Origin of the sequence: Ectobacillus funiculus (assembly GCF_004138295.1) — a bacterium.
Lineage (GTDB): Bacteria > Bacillota > Bacilli > Bacillales > Bacillaceae_G > Ectobacillus > Ectobacillus funiculus.
In genome coordinates this window covers 426630-449417 of sequence record NZ_SCFM01000004.1, presented here as the reverse complement: position 1 = coordinate 449417, position 22788 = coordinate 426630, and the positions used below count along the sequence as shown (strand labels likewise).

The following is a 22788-nucleotide window of genomic DNA, read 5'->3' as shown; positions in this document are numbered from 1 at the left end:
ATTCACTATACGTTTTAATGAGCTTACATTTTCTATCATCTTCATCGGCCACTCCTTTTCAAGGAAGTTCTCCATTTTATATTTTTTGTTTTTCTCTTCCAGCTACATGCCCACATTGTGTTTACAAATGTTATTAACTATAGATTACCTTTCTTAAATGAAAGTTTGGTGAAAGAAACACCGATGTTACTCGTAATGAACAAGAAGAAGCTGGTTATGATGAAAGGTATACAAAGGTTTGTTAGTTTAGAAGTAATCTATCTAGAGAGACGATTGCTGGGGAGGCATGGATGACTCCTCCTGGTATTTGGGAACCAAGCTCGAAAGTCAGCAGAGTTCTGTAACTTCTCCTAACAGGATAGTAACGAATAGTCTAATCTCGAAAAAAAAAAAAATCAAAATGTATTGACAATGAGAATTATTATCAGTTATAGTTTATTACAACGGTTACTGATAATCATTTTCATCTGTAAAATGGTTGATACAGTTATTTGTTGTTTGCTGCTGTTCTATACGTAACAATAAAAGTGATCCTATATAAACGAATAAATAAGGAAAAGATAAAGAAGGTATATATTGATTGCGAATAGGCATGTTTGCTTGTAAGGGAATAGATATAATGTAGTCATCGGAAATTGATGTTTATGGGTTATGTTCTTGCAGTAGCATAGGGGATTAGAGTGTGAACTTCCCTAGAATTTAAAATGCGAAATAGAAAAGAGGAAAAAAGATGTCCAGTTCATTGCTCATCGTAGGTGCAGACGATTTAGGAATCATCCTAAAAAAACTATCGTCTGTTGGCTTTCATGAAGTCTTTCATATTAATGGCCGTAAAGAAAAAACAGTAAAAGCAGGGATACCGAAAAATATTGATATGATTTTAGTCTTAACAGATTTTGTTAATCATAATTTATCAACAGTTATAAAACAAAAAGCAAAAAGTCAATCTATTCCTATTTTCTTTGCAAAGAGATCGTGGCCTTCAATTTATCAGACCTTAATTAAAGGAAGAACAACAATAAATAATTAAAATTTTTTATTTATAAATGATAATGATAATCATTTATAAAGTAGGAGGTGAACTGACTGTTGAATAAAGATCATACATAATTCTTTTTTTATGCTTATACATGACATTTATCATGTTTTGTCCATGACACGTATGTCTACAAGACCGGATTTCCTTCCTCTATAATTTAAGATAACAAAAAGAGAAGGGACATAAAAGATGACGATACAAAAACAGAAACATTTAAGGAAACAAGTAGCTCCTTATGAAAAATCTGATACATGGCATAGTGTAAGACAACTTGTTAACACTTTAGTGCCTTTTTTTATATTATGGTTCTTGGCTTATCAAAGCTTATCGATTTCATATATACTTACGCTAGCTTTGTCAGTGGTTGCGGCTGGCTTTCTCGTACGAGTGTTCATTATTTTTCATGACTGCTGCCATCACTCTTTCTTTAAAAATCGGACTGCTAATGAAGTTATTGGAAACATAACAGGTGTTTTAACTTTATTTCCATATAAACAATGGCAGCACAATCATTCTATTCATCACGCAACGAGCGGTAATTTGGATAAACGAGGAGTAGGGGATATATGGACGTTAACAGTTGAGGAGTATGTGTCAGCACCATTTCGGACTCGGGTGGCTTATCGGCTGTACCGCAATCCGTTGGTCATGTTTGGATTAGGACCGATTTATGAGTTTCTGATTTCGAATCGTTTTAATCGAAAAGGTGCTAGATGGAAGGAACGGATGAACACCTATGCTATAAACGTAGCAATTGTTGCTTTAGTAGTTGTGCTTTGCCTTACATTGGGGTGGCAGTCTTTCCTTTTAGTACAAGGGCCAATTTTTTGGATTTCAGGCTCCATGGGAATTTGGCTGTTTTATGTACAGCATACATTTGAGGATTCGTACTTTGAAGAGGATACGGAATGGGAATATGTAAAAGCAGCGGTGGAAGGAAGTTCTTTCTATAAGCTTCCGAAGCTCCTGCAATGGCTTACAGGAAATATTGGCTTTCACCATGTTCATCATCTAAGTCCGAGAGTCCCGAACTATAAGCTTGAGAATGCGCACAATAATACGCAGCCGTTACAAAATGTGCCGACGATAACTTTAGCTACAAGCTTACAGTCATTACAATTCCGCTTATGGGACGAACAGAGTAAAAAGTTTGTAGGGTTTAAAGACATCAAGGTTCCGTCAAGATCAAAGAGTGTCTTGGTTCAGCCTAAACCTAAGGTATAGAAAAATATATAGCATCCACTAAACACACTACCTAGAGAAGAGGCCATAACCGGGCCTCTTGTTTTATACTTTAAGAAAGTATAAATTTCTAGCTGGATGCCAATTCGACGTAGCGAGAAATTTTAGGAATAAAGTATAAGGGCAACTAGGCCTCTGTCTTTGACCAAGAGCAGGGCTCGCCAATCGGCGAGCTTTCTTGATTGGGGAAGCGGTAGAGGACATATATGGATAAAAAGTGGTAAAATAAATTAGGAAGGCAGATTTACGTAAAATATGTAAAATCAAAAAAGAGGTTTCAGTCATGATTAAAAAGTATTTAACATTCCAGAAGAATAACGGAATTTCTCCTTATATTTGGACGATTCTTTGTATTTTACCGTTTTACTTTATTTTTCAAGCCTCCTCCATGTTCAAAATAATTGTAGGGATTTTCCTTACAATTTTATTTTTTATCTTTTACCGAATTGCCTTTGTTTCTAGAGGGTGGCCCGTTTACTTGTGGACGCTCATTCTGATTGGGATCTCGATTACATCAACGAACCTTTTCAGTTATGTGTATTTTGCCTTTTTCCTAGCGTACTTCATAGGCAATATAGCAGATCGGGTCGCATTTCTTACATTGTACTTTATTCATCTAATTAGTACCTCTGTTTCAATAAATTACAGCATTGTAAAGCAGGATGAGCTTTTCTTAACGCAATTGCCATTCGTAATTATCATTTGGATCAGTGTCATCCTTCTTCCATTCAACATTTACAACAAGAAAGAGAGAGGGCAGCTGGAAGAAAAGCTAGAGGATGCAAACAAGAAGATAGCTGAGCTTGTCAAATTGGAGGAGCGGCAGCGGATTGCCCGAGACCTGCATGATATACTAGGGCAAAAGCTTTCTCTCATCGGTCTGAAGAGTGATTTGGCGAGCAAGTTAATTTCTACAGATCCTCATCAAGCGCATCATGAATTAAAAGATGTTCAACAGACGGCAAGAACTGCGTTAAGTGAAGTAAGAAAGCTCGTATCTTCCATGCGGGGTATTAGATTGAAGGAGGAGATTTTTCGTGTGCGACAAATTATGGAGGCGGCACAAATCGATTTTGTATTTGATCAGAAAACTCCTCTAACCAATGTTTCCCTGCTAACGGAGAATATTCTAAGCATGTGTTTGAAGGAGGCTGTAACGAATGTGGTAAAGCATAGCGAGGCCACTTCCTGTTGCATTTCCATTGAACAATCGTGGAAGGAAATTGTGATTACTGTACAGGATGACGGAACCTTTAAGGATGCGGAAGATTCCCCAGTTAAGGGGCATGGATTGCTAGGAATGAAGGAGCGTTTAGAATTCATAAACGGCGATTTGGAAATGAGAACAGAGGAAGGGACAACTTTAATCATAAGAGTTCCGAATGACGTCAAGCAGACAGATAAGGAGAAGCTTAAATGATTACAATTGTGATTGCGGAAGACCAGAAGATGTTGTTAGGGGCCTTTGGTTCGCTACTAAATTTAGAGATGGATATGACAGTAGTGGGACAAGCCTCTAATGGAGAGGAAGCCGTAGCTTTGGTACGGGAATTTCGGCCAGATGTTTGTATTATGGATATAGAAATGCCTGGAAAGAGCGGGCTTGATGCTGCTGAAGAGATTAAGGGGCTAGGTTGTAAGGTTATTATTTTAACAACTTTCGCCCGTTCTGGTTATTTTCAACGTGCGTTAAAGGCTGGGGTAAGCGGCTATTTATTGAAGGATAGCCCCAGTGAAGAGCTGGCAAGCTCGATACGTGATGTAATGGCAGGAAAAAGAATTTATGCGCCTGAACTTATGGACAGTGTTTATGGTGAGGAAAACCCTCTTACCGATCGGGAAAGGGAGGTATTAGGGCTCGTAGCTGATGGGAAAAACACAAAAGAGATTGCTGATGAGCTTAGTATAAAAACAGGAACGGTTCGAAATTATATTTCTCAAATATTGGATAAATTAGAAGTCAAAAATCGTATAGAAGCAATTGTCCAATCAAGGGAAAAGGGTTGGTTTAAGTAGTGGGTAACGGAGATGTTATTTTAGATGGCAAAAGAGCCAGTATCATTCTAGATACTGGCTCTTTGCTTGTTTTACAGTAGAAAGTAGAACTTTCTAGCTGAGAGACCGGTCGATGTAGCGAGAAATTTTAGGAATAAAGCGCAATTACCCCTCTGTCTTCGCCTGCCGGCTTGCCAATCGGCGAGTTTTCTTTACACTGTAAGGAAGTATAAATTTCCAGCTGGAAGGTCATTCGACGTAGTCGGAAATTTTAGGAGTACAGTATAAGTGCAACTACCCCTCTGTCTTCGCCTGCCGGCTTGCCAATCGGCGAGTTTTCTTTATAGCGTGGTATGGTTTGTTGAACATAAAAACTATACCGACACAGCTCGTTAGTAGAATTCCCGTAATCAAAAATTGTACCGGTATTGCTACTGTTAGCAAGCCTAAGCCTGAAGAACCTACAATAACACCGATGGAGAAAAAGGCGTAAAAGTAACCATATGCTTTTCCTCTTGTTTTAGGAGTAGTTGCTTGTATAAGCAACAAATTAATTGCGGGGAATAAAAAGGCAAACCCAACACCATATAAGGCTAAACAGGCATATAGAAGGGCTGCCGTATTGGCCTGCCCGATTAATATTTGACTTACTCCCATGCTGCCTAAACCAATCGAAAAACTAATAAAGGGCGATATACGATCAAATAATTTATTAGTCGGTAAAAGAAATAAAGCCACTGCCACAATTCCAAACATACTCAGCAAGGTCCCGCTCAACCGTGAACTGTAGCCCAACGCTTCTACATGCAAAGGCAAAAGATACGCTAATGCTCCCTGGGAAAACATTAAAAGGAAGGCACCTGCAAAGGATTGAATAACTCCCCGATTAAAAATAAACTTATCACTCTGTAATTCTTTTGTTGAAGCCTGTGCCTGTTGTTTCTTGAAGAGAAGAATGGTTATCAAAAATAATAAAAATCCAAAGATAGCAACAGTCATAAATACAAAAGGTACTGATGTTTTACTTGCCATAATGCCACTATAGGCAGGACCTACGATTGCGGCAATGCCGACAAAGGAACCTGTGAAGGCGTTTTGGCTTCCATGTCGATCGTTCTTTGTTTGGTTGGCTAAATAGGTAAAAGCCGCTGGTACAATTAATCCCCCAAAAAAACCGTGAATACATCGAACGATGAATAACCCTTCGACACTTGTAATAGCATTGTATAAATTTAGAGAAATGCTAGTTGTAAGCAAACTGATACATAAGACAATAAAAGCTCCGTATCTATCTGTTAATACACCGGATAAAATATTTCCAAATATATTTGTAAAGGAATACACCCCAACAATAAAGCCTGCAAGCATTGTAGTTGCACCTATAGAAGTAGCAAATGTACTCATCACAGGTAACTGTGTGAATAAATCAATAAATGTAAAAAAGATAATGATATAAATCAACCATATCTTAGGGATCGGTTTAATAGTAAATGTATTTTGCTGTTTTTTTAAGAATACATCATAAATAAAATTACCAAATGGGATAAATGCGACAAGCACGGCAAAGAAAGACCATTTTACATGCCACTGAATCCGGACTTGAGTATAGATAATTGCCAGCGCATACAAAATAAAAATACACCCATGAACGGAGCCCGCCACAGTTACCGCATAAGGATAATTCGCTATGTACTTTAACGGCATGGCTATTCCTAATAACACCAATAATGATACTCCATCAGCTATTCCGGTCCACCTTAACCAGTGAATAGGCGATGTTAGTAGACGTATCGCTTTCAATATACAAACACTCCTTTGGATAATATCCTTACCTCTGTTTGATTACCATAGAGAAGATGGTCCGCTTCAAGAGGAAAGGAAAATCCTTTTGATGAACCTAATGTATTAGATTGAATTGAGGCATTAACATGTTGTAGTTTCCATGATTCATGCATAATATCACAATATGATTGATCGGTAAATAAACTATAGCGTTCTGTCAAAAAATATTCTAAACTTCCGCTTTTTGCATGGAACCATTCTCCAAATGGGGTATATTCAACCTGATATTTATGATCTTTTCGCATGCTGTGAAAAGAAACAGTTGCATCAAATTGAGCTTGAATATTTGAATAGGTATAGGGGAGAGAATAAAATCTTTTGGCAAAAAACACAGCCAAATGATTTGCAGCGTCACAGCTTAAAAAGTACACGCCAGACTTTCCTTTGTGAGACACGTATGTGCGCACATTGACCTGAGGGTAGCGAATAATGCCGAAGCTCATATCAAATGAAACAATGCCAATCCAGGCACTTCCTTCACATGTTTCAATCTCCAGCGGGGCCGGAACCCAAGGACGTAAGGATTCCACCGGTACTCGGTAATGACAAAATAAAAGATTGCTCCATCGTTGTTTCATGTAGTTTCCTTCTTTCCTTTAATGTCGAAGAGATAGACGATTTACGATCGTATTAAGCTTTTGCAAGCTGGAGTTTACCCCGCCCGATTCGCTTTATCCTTATCAATATGAGAAGGATAGCTTTTTTACACTTTAAAAAAGTATATATTTCCGGCTGGAAGTTAATTCGATGTAGAAGGGAATTTTAGGAACAAAGGGTAAATGCAACTACGCCTCTGTCTCGCCAATCGGCGAGTTTTCTGTATTTACAGCAAATTTGAACAGTCACTATATAAAACCAAGAGCAGTTCCTGTCACTTACAAAAGTGTTAGGAACTGCTCTTAGTTTTCACGATTAACTCACTTTTATCATCTTAGGCTGCATAAGACCTATGGAGTTGCAGGCGGTTTTGTTATAGCTGAGGTGCTGTTACGGATCACTAAATGGTGAGTCACATTAGAATGATGGGGAATTACCGTTTCCCCTTTAATCATTTTAATTAGGTTACGCGTTGCTGTCATTGCAATCTCTGTCGCAGAGTACGAAACCGTCGAGAGTGTAGGCCGTACTATGGCTGACATGAAACTCCCATCAAAGCCGAAAACGGAAACATCTTCAGGAACGCGTAGTCCTTGGTCCATTAAATAATTCATCGCTCCAATTGCGATCCAGTCCGTTGCGCAGAATACAGCAGTGGGCATTAGACCGCTTTCAGCAATTGTACGCATGGCCTCCATACCGTCTTCTGTGGAAATCCCGCTCTCGACGACCCAATCCTCATGAATCGGAATACCCGCATCATTCAATGCCTGCTGATAGCCCTGAAAGCGGTATTTCCCGATATCCGGACCAGGACCGTGAATGATTGCAATTTCACGGTGTCCATTTTGAATGAGATATTTTACCGCTTCATAAGAAGCAGTTACATTATCTATATGAACGGAAGGGACAGAGGAAATAGATGAAATCTGCCCAACTAAGACGCAGGGAATGTTATATTGCTCAATCATCTCAACATGTTTTTCCTCAAAGGCAGAACCGATAAAGATAATGCCATGCACCGTCACTTTACCGAATAAATTCAAATAATGCAGTTCGTTTTCGGCACCCCCATCAGTTGAGCCGATCATAATATCATACCCATATAGCTTAGCTACATTATTGATACCTTCTAGGAAATCATTGAGAACAGTATGGGTGGATTGAGGTGTAATAACGCCGATTAGGCGGGATTCATGCCTTTTTGGTTCAGGACCAAATGTGTTAGGACGATAATTAGTTTGTTTGATAACTTCTAAAACCCGTTTCTTGACATCTTCTTTGACTGGTTTGCTGTTATTGAGGACTCTGGAGACAGTGGCAATGGAAACGCCTGCCATTTCGGCAATGTCTTTAATTGTTATTTTCAAGTGAATCACCACAATCTTTTAGAATATATGTGAACTAGGAAAAAATTTTCCTTTAGTGTTTATATAGTAAGATTCTAAAATCAGCTGCCTTCCCCTGATATGTACGCAACAAGAGGCGGAACTAACTAAGTTTTTAGTAGTAAAGAAACGTTTATAGTTTTATTTGTAGGTACAAAGTAGAGCTAGTGTAGCGAATTACAACATTTTTTAGGAAAACTCACCTTATAAATCATAACACAAATAGAAAGAATAGTTCAAATATACATTGACTAAGGAAAATCAATCCTATATAATCGGCTTTATGGGAAACGTTTTCCTAAAAAGGGCGAAGTTTTAAGTTTTTTAGTTGGTTTTTGATGTTTTTTTATAGAATCTATGTTTATTCTTCTTTATAAGGAAAATATTTTCCTTAATGATGTTTTTGAAAGCGTTGTTATAAAGTGTCGATTATTTTCTTGTAGGATTTTGCTAGAGTGGTAGGGGGTATCTTCGGCTTGCTGTCATTTGATAGTGTCCGATGACTATAAAACTAATTTTAATAAAGGGGAATGGAAAATGGTATTTAAGCAACAAGAAAAGTATCATTCAATCGCTGGGGAAAAGTATGACATGATGAAGCAAGTAAAACGAAAATTAGGGTTGGTTGCACTGACTTCCATCCTTACGTTTTCGTTGGCTGCTTGTGGCGGAAAATCCGCTTCTAACGAAACGAAAGCATCTGAACAACCATCAGGAACAGCGGCAACGGATGAATTAAAAGCAGAGCCGGGTGCAGAGCTTCTTCTTTGGGATTCTAAAGATCCTTTTGTAGAATATGCGTCGAAGGAGTTTGAAAAGAAATACAATGTGAAGGTAAAGTTTGAGAAGGTGGAATCAACTGATACTGTAAAACGTCTCTCAACAGACGGTCCAGCGGGTACTGGCGCTGATGTGGTTGTGTTCCCACATGATCATCTGGGAACTGCGGTAAAATCCGGAGTTATTCTACCAAATGACTATTTTGAAGAAGAAACAAAGAAAACAATTGTTGAACCTGCGGTACAAGCCTCGACTTATGAAGGTGTTCTGTATGGTTATCCACGTAACATTGAAACGTATGCATTGTATGTAAATAAGGATTTGGTGAAAGACGCGAAACTTGATACTTGGGAAGATATCATTGCATTTTCGAAGAAATTTAATGATGTCCCTAATAACAAATTTGGCTTTTTGTACGAAGCAAACAATCCGTACTTTAACTATGCGTTTATGGCAGGATACGGCGGCTATGTGTTTGGGAAAAATGGTACCGACAAAAACGACATTGGTATCAATAATGAAGGCGCTGTCAAAGGGATGGAGTTTTACCGTTCGCTAAAAGAGATTATACCAGTTAACCCAAAGGATATTACAGCTGATGTGAAAACTGGCTTATGGCAAGAAGGCAAGGTAGCAATCAATCTTGATGGAATTTGGAATGCTGGAAACTTTGCGAAATTGCCATTTGAAGTTGAAGTAATTCCACTTCCGAAAATGCCTGGTGGAGCAGAACCCGTTGCATTCTCAGGTGTGAAATCTTACTATGTGAGCTCCTACTCGAAATATCCAAATGCTGCTAGATTATTCGCTCACTTCTTGACAACGAAGGAAATGATGTTGAAAAACTACGAGTTGAACGGTGTTCTTCCTGCCGCGAAAGGTCTTGAAAATGAGGAAGCGATCAAAAACGATAAGATTATCGCAGGATTCATGCAGCAAGTAGCAAAGACGCAACCAATGCCAAGTATTCCAGAGACACAGTTCTTCTGGCAAAGTGTAACACCAGCGATTGAGCAAATTTGGAACGGTGCTGATGTGAAGGCGACATTGGACAAGGCTGCTGGAGAGATGAAAACAAATATTGCCACTGGTAACAAATAGACGGGATAGTAGCGTGTATTGAAGGATATAAAATTCGCTCACCCGATGCGGCGTACTAGGTGAGCGAATCTATTAAGAAGGAGTTGATTAGAATGCAGCAGCAATACAAGGCAGTAATAGATAAGCAACAATATAGTTTGGACGGAATGAGGCAGCATCGTAAGACAGCAACGCTCTTATCTATCCTCGCTATGGGAATGGGCCAACTGTATAACAAACAGTATGTAAAAGGAATTTTAATGTTGATGCTTCATCTTTCAGGTATTTATTTCATTGCTACTAAATTACCGCATGCGATTTGGGGTGTATACACACTTGGAGAGACAAAAACTGAACTGAAAAAGGTAGGAAAGTTGTACCAGCAAGTAATGGGTGACCATTCTATTTTCTTGCTCGTTGAAGGTTTAATTGTTCTTTTTATCGTGATCGTATTGGCCTGCATTTACGTAGCAAATGTGAAAGACGCGTATCGGATTGGACAACTGCGCGAAGAAGGGCAAGTGCCAAACACGTTTAAGCAGACCGTGAAATATATCGCAGATTATCGTTTTCCACATTTTGTGATATCGCTTCCAATGCTAGGTATTTTATTCTTCACAGTATTACCTATTATATTTATGATTTTGCTTGCATTCACAAACTTTACTCGAGAAAATATGCCGCCAGCTAACCTGGTTGATTGGCACGGTTTTCAAACGTTTAAGGATATGTTTCAGATTAAAGCTTGGAGCGGTACATTTTACGGGGTAGCATTATGGACATTTGTGTGGGCGGTCTTTGCAACGTTTACCTGTTTCTTTGGCGGATTCGCTGTTGCGCTTATCGTACAACAGAAGGATATCCGATTTAAAGCATTCTGGCGCACACTTTTCATTCTTCCCTATGCAATCCCGGCGTTTGTATCAACTTTGATTCTGCGCAATATGTTTAATGGACAATTTGGCCCAATTAACCAGTATTTAGCAATGATGGGGATTTCCAAAATCCCTTGGCTGACAGATCCAATGTGGGCCAAATTCACAATTATTCTAGTTAACTTCTGGTTAGGTTTCCCGGTTTCTATGTTGATGATTATCGGTATCTTGTCTACGATACCGAAGGATATGTATGAGGCAGCTGATATTGATGGAGCGACTGCTTTCCAAAAGATGCGCTGGATTACATTCCCTGCTGTAATGCAGTCCATGGCACCGCTCTTAATTATGCAGTTTGTTGGAAATATCAATAATTTCAATATTATCTACCTATTAACTAACGGAGAACCGTCTAATGCAGAGTATAAGTTTGCAGGACATACAGATATTTTAATTACTTGGTTATACAAGTTGTCCTTAGACCAAGGGCAATATAACTTTGCTTCGGTAATCGGAATCTTCATCTTTATCATTCTCGCAGTATTCGCAATTTGGAACTTACGCCGTACGAAAGCATTTAAAGAGGAGGAAGCATAATGAGTCGGAAAAAAGCAAAGAACTCTATCCGTTTAGTACTCAGTTATACCGTACTTGTAGTAATTGCTATTCTTTGTTGTTATCCAGCGTTATGGGTGGTGATGTCTTCCCTTCGCCCGGGAGGTGCTCTTTATAGTGAAACATTGATTCCGAAGACTTTGACATTTGTTCATTATGCAGAATTATTTTCCAAATATCCGTTTGGTCAATGGTATATGAATACATTAAAGATTGCAGTGATCAGTACAATCATTGGTACGACTCTTGTCATGCTGACAGGCTATGTGTTCTCGAAGTTCCGTTTCTCGGGACGTAAAAACCTGATGAGCGGTTTGCTTGTGCTTGGCTTGTTCCCTGGCTTTATGAGTATGATTGCTGTATATATTTTGTTAAATCAAATGAACCTGTTAAATACACATTTTGCCATCATTTTAGTATCAGCAGCAGGAGCTCCGCTTGGCTTTCTATACGTAAAAAGCTACTTTGATACAGTTCCGACTAGCTTGGTTGAAGCGGCAAGAATTGACGGTGCATCCAATTTGAGTATTTTGTTCCGAATCATTTTGCCAATGTCAACACCGCTAATTGTATTTACGTCGTTAACGATTTTTACCGGAGTATTTACAGATTTTATTTTCGCAAAGCTAGTACTGCGATCTCCTGAGAAGCTCACTCTTGCGGTCGGTTTGTTTGACATGATTAACAACAAGTTTGCGACTGAGTTTACTGTGTTTGCAGCAGGTTGTGTCATGATTGCTCTCCCGATTACAATTTTGTTTATGATCATGCAGCGTTACTTAGTAGAAGGCTTAACAGCTGGTGCTGAAAAGGGATAAGAAGGTTCATTGACAGGTTAATAGATAACCAAAGCAAAGAAAACGGAAATCAAACCGTCCCGCACCCTGTTGCGGGACGGTTTGATGTGATAGATGTAAAGAACAGACAAAGGAGCCGAGTATATTGAAAAAACATGAAGGAAGTTATTTTAGGAGTTTGTCCAGAAGATTTCCATGATGAGCCTGCATTTATAGAAGCTTTCCAAGGGACAAATGTAACAATTCGGGTAGAAGTAGCAGAATTAATGGGAGCTGAAACTATGGTGTACTCTGAAATTAGCGGTCAAAGTTTTGTGGCTCGTGTGGATGCCCGCACAGAAATAAAACCGGGTCAACAGATGAAGTTAGCCCTAGACATTAATAAGTTCCATTTCTTTGATGCCAAAACAGAGATTCGCCTGTCTTAGGGAAATAAGGGAGGAATAATTTTGATTACTCGTGAAGCGATATATCACCGTCCAAAAAACAACTTTGCATATGCTTATGATACAAAAACATTGCACATTCGTCTGCGTACAAAGAAAAATGATATAGAGAACGTAACCCTCATTCATGGTGATCCGTATATCTGGAAGGAAGGTGTTTGGCAATACGAAACAAGCACGATGAATAAAATAGCAACTACAGAGTTGTTCGATTATTGGTTTGTTGCGATTCAACCGGATTTTCGCCGTTTGCGTTACGGCTTTGAATTAAGAAGCAACGAAGAAGTAATTGTTTATACAGAAAAAGGATTCTTTGATGAAATTATTACTAAGGTTAATGCTCCTTATTTTTGCTTCCCGTATTTAAATGCAGAAGATGTATTCAATCCACCTGCTTGGGTGCGCGACACAGTGTGGTATCAAATTTTCCCAGAGCGCTTCGGCAACGGTGACCCTTCCATCGATCCTAAAAGTGCATTGCCATGGGGTAGCGAGGAGCCGACACCGACAAACTTCTTCGGCGGTGACTTTGAAGGCGTCATTCAAAACATTGATTATCTTGTGCAATTAGGCATCACAGGCATCTACTTCACACCGATTTTCAAAGCAACGACAAACCATAAGTACGACACGGTGGACTATATGGAAATCGACCCGCAATTCGGTGACAAGGAAACATTTAAACGTCTTGTACAAGTTTGTCATGAAAATGGAATAAAGGTGATGCTGGACGCCGTATTCAACCATAGCGGTTTCTATTTTGCACAATTCCAGGACGTATTAGAAAGAGGTGCATCATCTAAATACAAAGACTGGTTCTACATTTGGGACTCTCCAGTACAAACAGAACCTGTACCTAACTACGATACATTCGCATTCACTTATATGATGCCTAAACTAAATACCTCTCATCCAGAAGTGAGGGAATATTTATTAGAGGTAGGCCGCTACTGGGTACGAGAGTTTGACATTGACGGCTGGCGCTTAGACGTAGCAAACGAAGTAGGGCATGATTTCTGGCGTGCATTCCGTAAAGAAGTGAAGGCTATTAAGTCAGATGTGTATATTCTCGGTGAAATTTGGCACGATTCCATGCCGTGGCTGCAAGGTGATCAATTCGATGCAGTGATGAACTACCCGTATTCAAACGCAGCTATTCAATTCTTTGCTCAAGATATAATTCAAGCAGAAGAATTCGCAAACAAGGCAACGGAGACACTTCTTATGTATCCAGAAAACGCAACCGAAGTAGCCTTCAATTTATTAGGGAGTCATGATACACCGCGTATTTTAACGGTATGCAAGGATAATAAGGAAAAGATAAAACAACTATTTACTTTCCTGTTTTCGTCTCCGGGTACACCTTGTATTTACTACGGAGATGAAATTAGTATGTCAGGGGAAATGGATCCCGGCTGCCGTAAGTGTATGATTTGGGATGAGGAAGAGCAAGACAAGGATATGTTTCATTTTGTTGCCCAATTAATTCGTTTACGCAAAGAAAACTCCGCATTCGGCAACTACGGTACATTTCAATTTGTTACGGCAAGCAATGAAACGAACCATGTCATGTATACAAAAACATTTGAAGAGCAGACAGTGCTATTTGCATTCAATAACTCTGATAAAGAAATTACAGTGGATGTACCGTTTAACTTAAAAGGCAAAAAGATTACGAACTTACTGACAGGTGAAGAGGTTTCATATGGAGTGGAACATGTGGATTTAGTCCTTGCAGCTCATGGATTTGTCGTATTGGAATTTTAATGATGAAAAAACTTACCAGAGCCTTGTTTTCGGTTCTAGTACAAGAAACCTAATAAAGATCAGAGAGAATCAGAAAGAAAAGAACAAAAAATAAGGGTGATTATTAATGATAGAAAAAAAGATTGTCATTGGTCTTCAACATGGACTTCAAGCCCGAAATGCTACTGAGTTCGTGCAAAAAGCATCCTCCTTCAGCAGTGAGATCAACCTTATTAAGAACGGAGGATCGGTAGCTGCTAAAAGTATTATGGGGATTATGGCCCTCGCAATTAGAAAGGGGGAAGAAATTACACTCATTGCAGACGGAAGTGATGAACACCAGGCTGTTATAGCCCTAGAAACTGTCCTTTTGAACAAGGAATGATATTTTTAAGATTCTGGTATGAAATAAATTACAGTGGATAAGGTGTAGCTACAGTAAGCGAGTGAAGAATATATGTTTACCTTTTTATAGATAGAGTAGGAATGTAAGTTAGCAAGTATTGAAGATACTTACAAATTTATGGTAGGAGAAGGATGATGATGATGGGCGACAGATGGTTAGTAGGTGTTGATGTAGGCGGAACCTCGATTAAAATGGCGTTTATCAACTTGATGGGTGATATTATTTACAGTTGGGAAATAGACACGGATAAAAGAAAAAGCGGTCGCTACATTCCCATAGATATTGCAAGATCAATTGATAAAAAGTTGAATGAATTAAATCAAACAAAAAGTAAGTTGATTGGTATTGGTATCGGAGCGCCGGGCCCCGTTAACGAACAAGATGGTTCTATTGAGATTGCAATTAACTTGGGGTGGGAGAACTTCCCGTTACAAAACATCCTTGAGCGGGAAACGTCTTTACCTGTTGTGGTAGACAATGATGCAAATATTGCAGCAATCGGGGAAATGTGGAAAGGTGCCGGCAAAGGCGCAAAAAACTTAATATGTGTAACACTAGGAACTGGTGTTGGTGGCGGGATTATCGTCAACGGTGAGATTGTGCGCGGTGCAAATGGAGCAGGTGGTGAAATCGGCCATATTACATCTGTTCCTAAAGACGGCTCACCTTGTAATTGCGGAAAAACGGGATGCTTAGAAACAGTAGCATCAGCAACCGGAATTACCCGTCTAGCATTAGAGGAACTAGCTTCTGCTAATAGGATTAGTAAATTAAGAGATCACTACGATACACATCAAACAGTAACATCTAAACTAGTTTTTGATGCAGTAAAGGAAGGAGATGAAATAGCGAAACAAGTCATTGATCAAGTTACATTTTATTTAGGAGTAGCTATAGCAAATTTAGCGAATGGTTTGAATCCCGAAAAAATTGTAATTGGCGGTGGTGTTTCGAAAGCTGGTCACGCGTTACTGACACCTTTGAAAGAACAATTTTCTCAATTCGCTTTTCCAAGAGTAGCCCAGGGAGCGGAGTTAGTTATCGCAACATTAGGCAATGATGCGGGTATAGTTGGTGGTGCCTGGCTAGCGAAGGAAAAACTGATGAACGAGTTACAAGTATTGAACTTATAAGCAGTTACATGTATAGAACATTGTCATAGCAGTAGGAACGTTCCTAGAAATAAGCGGAGGTATGTTATGCGTAAAACAAAAATTGTATGTACGATTGGTCCAGCAAGTGAAAGTATTGAGAAATTAATCCAATTAAGGGAAAGGTTTAAATCATGGGACAATCGAAAGATGAAAAAAAATTGACTTTATTCGCTCTTACTTGGCCAATTTTCATCGAACTCCTTTTGCACATGGTAATGGGAAGTGCAGATACACTCATGCTAAGCCAATATAATGATAACGCCGTAGCGGCTGTTGGTGTGTCAAATCAGATTCTCCAGCTTGTCATTGTTATGTTTGGTTTTGTTGCGACGGGAACAGCTATTATCGTCGCGCGACATTTAGGGGGAAAGCAAAATAAAACAGCAGCTGAAATTGTTATGGTCTCAATTGGGGTTAATTTTATCTTTAGTGTGATCCTAAGTGGAGCTTTATTGCTATTTGGCGAATTGTTCTTAAAAGCAATGAAGCTTCCATCTGAATTGATGGATAATGCTTTAGTATACTTGCAGATTGTTGGCGGTTTTTCTTTTATGCAGGCTTTGTTGATGACGATTGGAGCAAGCCTAAAAAGCTATAGTTTTACCAAGGATGCCATGTATGTAACAATTGGTATTAACGTATTGCATATAATCGGAAACTATCTATTGATATTCGGCATCATGGGATTTCCTGAATTGGGTGTAAAAGGTGCTGCAATTTCTACTGTTGTGAGTCGTTTAGTAGGTCTCATCATCATTTTTATATTATTAATAAAGCGAATTCCTCAAGGGCTTCCATTCAAACAAATACGTACATTGACTAAGGAACATACATCAAAACTACTTAAAATTGGTGTTCCTACGGCTGGAGAGCATATTGCTTACAACACATCACAAATGATGATTACTGTTTTTGTTACAACTTTAGGTACAACAGCAATTACAACAAAAGTGTATACTCAAAATTTAATGATGTTTCTGCTTTTGTTTGGAGTTGCAATCGGACAAGGTACGCAAATTTTAATCGGTTATCTTGTCGGTGCAGGTAAACAGGAGAAAGCATATGCTCGCTGTTTAAAAAGCTTACGAAGTGCTATGATTGTCTCAACCGTCATGGCCATCATATTTTCTGTATTTTCAAGAGAATTGCTTGGCATCTTTACTAAAAGTCCAGAAATCATTAGTTTAGGGAGCACTCTAATTTCATTAACCATTATTTTAGAACCGGGACGTTCATTCAATCTCGTTGTGATTAACGCGCTGCGTGCTGCAGGAGATGTTAAATTCCCTGTTTATATGGGAATTCTTTCAATGTGGGGGGTGGCAGTACCACTCGCTTATCTATTAACAATTCATTTCAATATGGGGCTTAGTGGAATTTGGATTGCTTTCATTGTAGACGAGTGGTTACGAGGAATCCTCATGCTGTGGAGATGGCGTTCAAGGGTATGGGTAAATATGAGGTTTATAGGTTCTAGTTCTAGTGCGAGGTTAACTCAATGAGCTACCTATTTAACAAAAGGAAACGATGGAAGACACTTTAGTGAACACTACATCGTTTTTCTTTTTGTAATTTAACAATTCAAATGCCTGACTGAGTAAAGTTAGAAACTAATAAGAGGAAATATGTAAACTATTTTTGTAGAAAAGAGATATATACCTATTTGTTAATTTTTATATATGTACGGTTGAGCGATTGTTTAGTGCTGAGATATAAAAAACAGCTAAAGAATCGTCTTCAGCTGTTAATTCAATGAATTTCGATGAAGCACATAAAAGGTATGTGGGTAGATATTTCTTTCATCTACCTGTCCTTCCTTTTCAGAAACGGTCGTCCACTCTGCTTTGTTGAAAGAGGGGAAATACGTATCTCCGTCAAATGTATAGTGAATTTGTGTTATGTACATTTTATGAACGTAAGGAAGAAACAGTTGATAAATTTCTGTTCCACCAAATATAAAAATCTCCCTAGGATCATCTTTGAATTCTGAAATTACTTCTTCCAAAGAGTGGTTTACTTGGCAACCATCTATCTGTAAATTCTTATCTCTCGTTAATACTACGTTTAAACGGTTAGGTAAAGGCTTTCCGATAGATTCAAAGTTTTTTCTGCCTAGAATAATAACATTATTAGTTGTTAATTCCTTAACTCGTTTTAAATCGTTAGGCAAATGCCAAGGTAAATTATTGTCTTTTCCTATAACTCCATTTTGATCCATTGCAACAATTAATGAAAACATATGTCATGGCCCCTTTCTAGATTATAAGCTGTATTCGTTGTAGTGGGATTTGTTGATTGTATTTTTATCCAATGATTCTTAGAAAATCTATTGAATATACGTTGAAGATGCTCCCTGTATCTTATCACATGCTACTAAAATGGTATACGTATTAATAAGGGAATGTTAATCGTTCGGAGGCTTGGATTTGGGGGAATATGGCCAGTAAATAGAATGACTTAATTTAATTAAATTGTACTGTCTGGAGAATAATATTAGATGGTGTTAATATGTGTAACAAGAAACATGAGTTGATTTTATTGGAAAGAGTAAAAGTGCTCTTTATGGTTAGAAATGTTAATTCTTTGATTCTGCTTTACATACTTTAAAACTTATATTTAAGGGAGGAAATTTAGTATGCTTTCCGGTCTTGTCGCAATGGACAAAAATAGATTAATCGGTAAAGATAATGATTTACCTTGGCGGCTTCCTGCAGATTTGGCGTATTTTAAAAAGGTAACAATGGGGCATCCAATTATCATGGGGCGAAAGACATTTGAAGCGATAGGAAAGCCGCTTCCAGGAAGAAGAAACATCATCGTGACAAGAAATGAGCAATATAAGCAGCCAGGCTGTGAGGTGTTGTCTTCTATTGAGGACATCTATAAAGTGGGCGATGGTATTGAAGAAGTATTTGTCATTGGGGGGGCAGAAATTTTCAAAGAGGTGCTGCCGATGATGGACCGGCTATATGTTACATATATTGATGAGGAATTTGAAGGAGACACCTATTTTCCAAATATAAATGATAATGAGTGGAGAATTATTTCGGAGGAACCAGGAATAACAGATGAAAAAAATCCTTATCACTACCGCTTTGTTGTGTATGAAAGGCAATAATGGCTGGGAGCAATGTGATTTGGTGGAGGTCTGCTCATAAGGTGGACCTCTATCTATGCAGAAGTGCTCTAGTTTCCGTGAAAAAGACTAAGCAAAAACCTGCAGGAAAGACATTTTTTTCTTTACACTTTAAGAAAGTATAAATTTCTAGCTGGAAGACAATTCGACGTAGTGAGAAATTTTAGGAATACAGTATAAGTAGGGCTACGCCTCTGTCCTCGCCCAAAGGCAGGGCTCGCCAATCGGCGAGTTTTCTTTAAACCGTTTTTACCTTCTCTCTTCTCTCATTTTCTGTTTCTCTTCTTCTTTTTCTTCTGCTCGTCCTGTATAATGGATACGAATGTATTTTAGATGGGGGTCTTTTATGATTCGTACTATTTTTTCTGCTGTATATATTTTCATTCTTGTTCTTCGGACCGCGCCAAGATTACTTCCCATGCAAAAGCTGGCAGAAACGATTCCGCCTGAAGAAAAGGATCGGCTTGTACATAAAACGCCTGACTGGTTTGGTAAGCGGATGGTGCGTGTCACTGGTTCTAAAGTGGAAGTAAAAGGCTTAGAGCATATACCGCAAGACCGAGCTGTTCTTGTGGTTGCCAATCACCAAAGCAACTTTGATATCCCTGTATTAATGGGATATTTAACCAAGCCAATCGGCTTTATTTCGAAGGTAGAAATGAAGAAGATTCCGATTGCAGCACACTGGATGGAACTCATGAATAGTGTATTTATGGATCGAAGCGATCGACGTCAATCACTGCAGGCAATTAAAGATGGTATCGAGACTTTAAAAGCAGGTCATTCACTTGTTGTGTTTCCAGAGGGTACTCGCAGCAAAAGTGGTGAAATGGGAGAGTTTAAAACAGGCAGCTTTCATCTTGCAACAAAGTCTGGTGTTCCGATTTTACCAGTTACGATTGAGGGAACGTATAATATTTTAGAGGGAAATGGGAATAGAATTCGTCCTGCTCGTGTTACACTTACGATTTCTGAGCCGATTTATGAGGAAGAGTACCGCGATATGGATTTAAAAGAACTTGCTCGTTATACACAAAATATTATTCAATCTAAATTATCGTAAGAAAAGCGGGCCTTGAGAGCTACACATCATCCCGAAAAGTTATGCTTTCTTACAGTGTAAAAAACGAAGCTGTCTCCAAAAGATTACGTGTAGCAATCTTTTGGAGACAGCTTTCTCTTTTTTTACTTATTTTCTTGCTCAAGTAACATTCGGATTCCAGTCACAATCAATTGGTGATCTTCCTCCTGAGATAGCCCAGACACTGTGATTGTACCAATCACCCCGACATGTTTAATCGTCAGTGGAAAGGATCCGCCATGAACAGCATATTCCTCTGGATTAACAGAATACGTTGCAAAGTATGAGCGATTTTTAGACTCATTATAAAGCCTCATGAAATAGGAGCTATGATAATGCCTTTCGACAACTCTAGATTTTCGTTTGATCCAATGCTCTTGATCAGGGCTTGTTCCGTTCATCGCATGATAAAAAAGCTGTTGTCCTCCTCTTGTAATAGCAACTGCGATACTCTTTCCTTCTTTTTTAGCTAATTCGATAATGAATAACCCTAACTGTAAAGCTGTATCATTAGTAAATGTCGTGAACTGCAATTCTTTTTCTTGAGCTTGGATCAGTGCTAATTTGTTTTCGATTGAATGAACCTCCATTTTTTCTCCTTACTTGTCAATGAAGACAGCTTGTTTTTCGGCGCTGCTCTTAAGTGCGGCATGAATCATTTGAATGGTTTGTAAACCTTCTTCTGCACGAACTGGGCAAGGCTGTCCGTAACGAATATGTTCAAATACTTGTTTATAATAGGATGTGTAGGAACCAGGCAGCGTTTTCACCTTGGTTACGACCCCTTGCTCATCCTCGTGGAGTATTAATGTACCATAACATTCAGGATTGTCCTCGCCCCAATCATCAGCTGTTGGAATTTTCCCCGCTTTTAATGCATCTTCTTGTCCGTCAATTCCGTATTTAATAAAGCTGCCTTTGCTGCCATGTAATGTAAACTTTGGTCCTTGGCCTGCGACAATTGAACCGCAGTGTAAAATAACCCGTAGTTTGCCATAACCCATAATGATGTGGAAGTAATCATCTGTTTTTGCGCCGTCCCTTTGTGCAACTACGTCAGCTAGTACAAATTGCGGTTTGCCAAATAGGTGCAGCGCTTGATCAATTAGGTGGGAACCTAAGTCATACAGTATCCCAGCCCCTTTGACTGCTTGCTCTCTCCAGCGATCTTGTACGTGAGGGCGGAAGCGATCAAAGTGAGCCTCGTACGTATTAACCTTTCCGAGCGTATCCTCTGCAATTAAACGTTTAATGGTTAAGAAGTCATTATCCCATCGTCGGTTCTGATATACACTTAACATAAGCTGCTGTTCGTTTGCTAATTGAATCAGCTCTTCCGCTTCTTCGGGATCTATGACCATTGGTTTTTCAATGACAACATGTTTCCCAGCTAGTAAGCTTTGTTTCGCCATTTCATAATGAAGCGTATTTGGTGTTGTAATGATAACTAGTTCGATAGTCTCGTCTTTTAGCACATCTTCTATCGTTGCAACGACCTGTACAGCTCCTAAAGTTTGCGCAACCTTTTGGGGATTCCGGGACATAACTTTGACGATCTCATATTCCGTTAATGCTTGCAGAAGAGGGGCATGAAAGGTCTCTCCAGAGAAGCCGTATCCGATTAAGCCGACTCTCATTGTATTCATTGGTAATCACTCCTCATGTTTTTGTTTGTTACAATTAATTCGATATTATAATTGTGCAGCTGCTGCTCTATTTCTGGAGGAGGAACTCGATCCGTTATGATAATATCAATCTCTTCTAGTCCGCATACCTTATGCAGAAACGTTTTTTGAAATTTTGTAGATTCAGTAAGCACTATTACCCGTTGGGACGCCCGGATCATGCCTTTTTTTACATAAGCTTCGCCTTCGTCAGGGGCGGTGAGACCGCCTGTTCCGAGGCCGCATGCTCCAATAAATAATGTATGAGCTTGATATTTTGCTAGCTCTTCAACGGTGTGCAAACCAATAAAATTCCGATGATAGGGATTGAATTTTCCTCCGACCATATAAACGGTAATGTCGGGACGATCGCTTAAGCTTGTAACAATATCGATGGAATTAGTAATAGCTGTTATATCCTTGCTTCTCATATAGCGGGCAGCAAGCTCTACAGTGGTGGAGGTATCGAAGAGGATAGTATCTCCATCATGAATCAATGAACAAGCTGTTTGGGCAATATGTTCTTTTTCTTGAGAGATATTTCTCTCCTGATAATGAGGTACGTGAGAATGTTTTGAGGAGAGAATAGCACCTCTTTTTACTCTTACAATATCCCCATCTTCCTCAAGTTTCACTAAGTCCCTTCTTGCGGTATCACGTGAGACCTGAAATTTCTCCATAATGTCCTCAAGGCTAATTTCGTTATGGGTATGAAGCGATTCTTTAATCTGTTCGATGCGTTTTTTCTGGGACATGTATTCACCTCTATTTTCCAATAGGTAACATTGTCTTAAGAGTAAGCTTTTTTTAAGTAATAATCAAGTAAAAAACTTATATTTTATAATATTTTAAGTTTTTTACTTGATTTTGGATTAGAAGAGACTTGAGGAGGAAGACGAAGTCAA

The 22788-nt window shown here is 38.9% G+C and carries 20 protein-coding genes and 1 pseudogene; 14 read left to right on the top strand and 7 right to left on the bottom strand.

Annotation, left to right across the window (positions count from 1 at the left end):
- The first annotated feature begins 730 nt into the window (after positions 1-730).
- The 4 genes from EP737_RS03665 to EP737_RS03650 all read left to right on the top strand — a co-directional run bounded on the left by EP737_RS03665 (position 731) and on the right by EP737_RS03650 (position 4297).
- On the top strand, positions 731-1030 hold the full coding sequence (locus EP737_RS03665; RefSeq protein ID WP_129726535.1) for a DUF2325 domain-containing protein: 300 nt from the start codon (positions 731-733) through the stop codon (positions 1028-1030).
- A 198-nt stretch (positions 1031-1228) separates the two neighbouring features.
- Complete coding sequence (desA, locus tag EP737_RS03660; protein ID WP_129726534.1) at positions 1229-2263, top strand: Delta(5) desaturase DesA; 1035 nt, start codon at positions 1229-1231, stop codon at positions 2261-2263.
- A 301-nt stretch (positions 2264-2564) separates the two neighbouring features.
- Positions 2565-3701 (top strand): sensor histidine kinase, encoded by a 1137-nt coding sequence (locus tag EP737_RS03655; RefSeq protein WP_129726533.1) that lies wholly within the window; start codon positions 2565-2567, stop codon positions 3699-3701.
- A complete protein-coding gene (locus EP737_RS03650) occupies positions 3698-4297 on the top strand; it encodes a response regulator transcription factor (RefSeq protein WP_129726532.1) in 600 nt (199 codons plus the stop codon). Before EP737_RS03655 ends, EP737_RS03650 begins: the two co-directional genes overlap by 4 nt.
- A gap of 273 nt (positions 4298-4570) precedes the next feature.
- On the opposite strand, the gene EP737_RS03645 is transcribed toward EP737_RS03650, so the two are convergent.
- The 3 genes from EP737_RS03645 to EP737_RS03635 form a co-directional block, all read right to left on the bottom strand.
- Positions 4571-6076, bottom strand: a complete 1506-nt coding sequence (locus tag EP737_RS03645; RefSeq protein ID WP_246040172.1) for an MFS transporter — start codon at positions 6074-6076, stop codon at positions 4571-4573.
- The gene (locus EP737_RS03640; RefSeq protein ID WP_129726531.1) at positions 6073-6696 is read right to left on the bottom strand and encodes a YqjF family protein; all 624 of its coding nucleotides are present in this window, start codon (positions 6694-6696) and stop codon (positions 6073-6075) included. The genes EP737_RS03645 and EP737_RS03640 overlap by 4 nt, the downstream gene beginning before the upstream one ends.
- Before the next feature lie 369 nt (positions 6697-7065).
- On the bottom strand, positions 7066-8094 hold the full coding sequence (locus EP737_RS03635) for a LacI family DNA-binding transcriptional regulator (protein WP_205650871.1): 1029 nt from the start codon (positions 8092-8094) through the stop codon (positions 7066-7068).
- Between the two features lie 546 nt (positions 8095-8640).
- Here EP737_RS03635 and EP737_RS03630 point away from each other — a divergent pair.
- The 8 genes and pseudogenes from EP737_RS03630 (at position 8641) to EP737_RS03590 (ending at position 17504) form a co-directional block, all read left to right on the top strand.
- Positions 8641-9984: a sugar ABC transporter substrate-binding protein gene (locus EP737_RS03630; protein WP_246040171.1), complete on the top strand. Its 1344-nt coding sequence runs from the start codon at positions 8641-8643 to the stop codon at positions 9982-9984.
- A 146-nt stretch (positions 9985-10130) separates the two neighbouring features.
- A complete protein-coding gene (locus tag EP737_RS03625) occupies positions 10131-11435 on the top strand; it encodes a carbohydrate ABC transporter permease (protein WP_129726701.1) in 1305 nt (434 codons plus the stop codon).
- Positions 11435-12271 carry a sugar ABC transporter permease gene (locus EP737_RS03620; protein ID WP_129726529.1) on the top strand — a complete coding sequence of 279 codons (837 nt, stop codon included), beginning with the start codon at positions 11435-11437 and terminating at the stop codon, positions 12269-12271. The genes EP737_RS03625 and EP737_RS03620 overlap by 1 nt, the downstream gene beginning before the upstream one ends.
- A gap of 137 nt (positions 12272-12408) precedes the next feature.
- Positions 12409-12678, top strand: a pseudogene (locus EP737_RS03615) (TOBE domain-containing protein); the annotation flags it as partial.
- Positions 12679-12702: 24 nt separating this feature from the next.
- A complete protein-coding gene (locus EP737_RS03610) occupies positions 12703-14463 on the top strand; it encodes an alpha-glycosidase (RefSeq protein WP_129726700.1) in 1761 nt (586 codons plus the stop codon).
- Positions 14464-14569: 106 nt separating this feature from the next.
- Complete coding sequence (locus tag EP737_RS03605) at positions 14570-14827, top strand: HPr family phosphocarrier protein (protein ID WP_129726527.1); 258 nt, start codon at positions 14570-14572, stop codon at positions 14825-14827.
- Between the two features lie 161 nt (positions 14828-14988).
- Complete coding sequence (locus tag EP737_RS03600; protein WP_129726526.1) at positions 14989-15981, top strand: ROK family glucokinase; 993 nt, start codon at positions 14989-14991, stop codon at positions 15979-15981.
- A gap of 152 nt (positions 15982-16133) precedes the next feature.
- A complete protein-coding gene (locus EP737_RS03590; RefSeq protein ID WP_129726525.1) occupies positions 16134-17504 on the top strand; it encodes an MATE family efflux transporter in 1371 nt (456 codons plus the stop codon).
- Positions 17505-17746: 242 nt separating this feature from the next.
- Here EP737_RS03590 and EP737_RS03585 read toward each other — a convergent pair whose 3' ends face one another.
- Positions 17747-18241 (bottom strand): dihydrofolate reductase, encoded by a 495-nt coding sequence (locus EP737_RS03585; protein WP_129726524.1) that lies wholly within the window; start codon positions 18239-18241, stop codon positions 17747-17749.
- Positions 18242-18637: 396 nt separating this feature from the next.
- On the opposite strand from EP737_RS03585, the gene EP737_RS03580 reads away from it, so the two are divergent.
- Complete coding sequence (locus EP737_RS03580; protein ID WP_129726523.1) at positions 18638-19120, top strand: dihydrofolate reductase; 483 nt, start codon at positions 18638-18640, stop codon at positions 19118-19120.
- A gap of 364 nt (positions 19121-19484) precedes the next feature.
- Positions 19485-20201, top strand: a complete 717-nt coding sequence (locus tag EP737_RS03575) for a lysophospholipid acyltransferase family protein (protein WP_129726522.1) — start codon at positions 19485-19487, stop codon at positions 20199-20201.
- A 122-nt stretch (positions 20202-20323) separates the two neighbouring features.
- Here EP737_RS03575 and EP737_RS03570 read toward each other — a convergent pair whose 3' ends face one another.
- From EP737_RS03570 to EP737_RS03560, 3 genes are read right to left on the bottom strand one after another with little or no spacing between them, the layout of a single operon-like run.
- Entirely contained in the window at positions 20324-20809 is a 486-nt protein-coding gene (locus EP737_RS03570; protein WP_129726521.1) for a heme-degrading domain-containing protein, read from the bottom strand.
- A gap of 9 nt (positions 20810-20818) precedes the next feature.
- Entirely contained in the window at positions 20819-21865 is a 1047-nt protein-coding gene (locus tag EP737_RS03565; protein WP_129726520.1) for an oxidoreductase, read from the bottom strand.
- Positions 21862-22638 (bottom strand): DeoR/GlpR family DNA-binding transcription regulator, encoded by a 777-nt coding sequence (locus tag EP737_RS03560; protein ID WP_129726519.1) that lies wholly within the window; start codon positions 22636-22638, stop codon positions 21862-21864. The genes EP737_RS03565 and EP737_RS03560 overlap by 4 nt, the downstream gene beginning before the upstream one ends.
- Positions 22639-22788 lie beyond the last annotated feature (150 nt).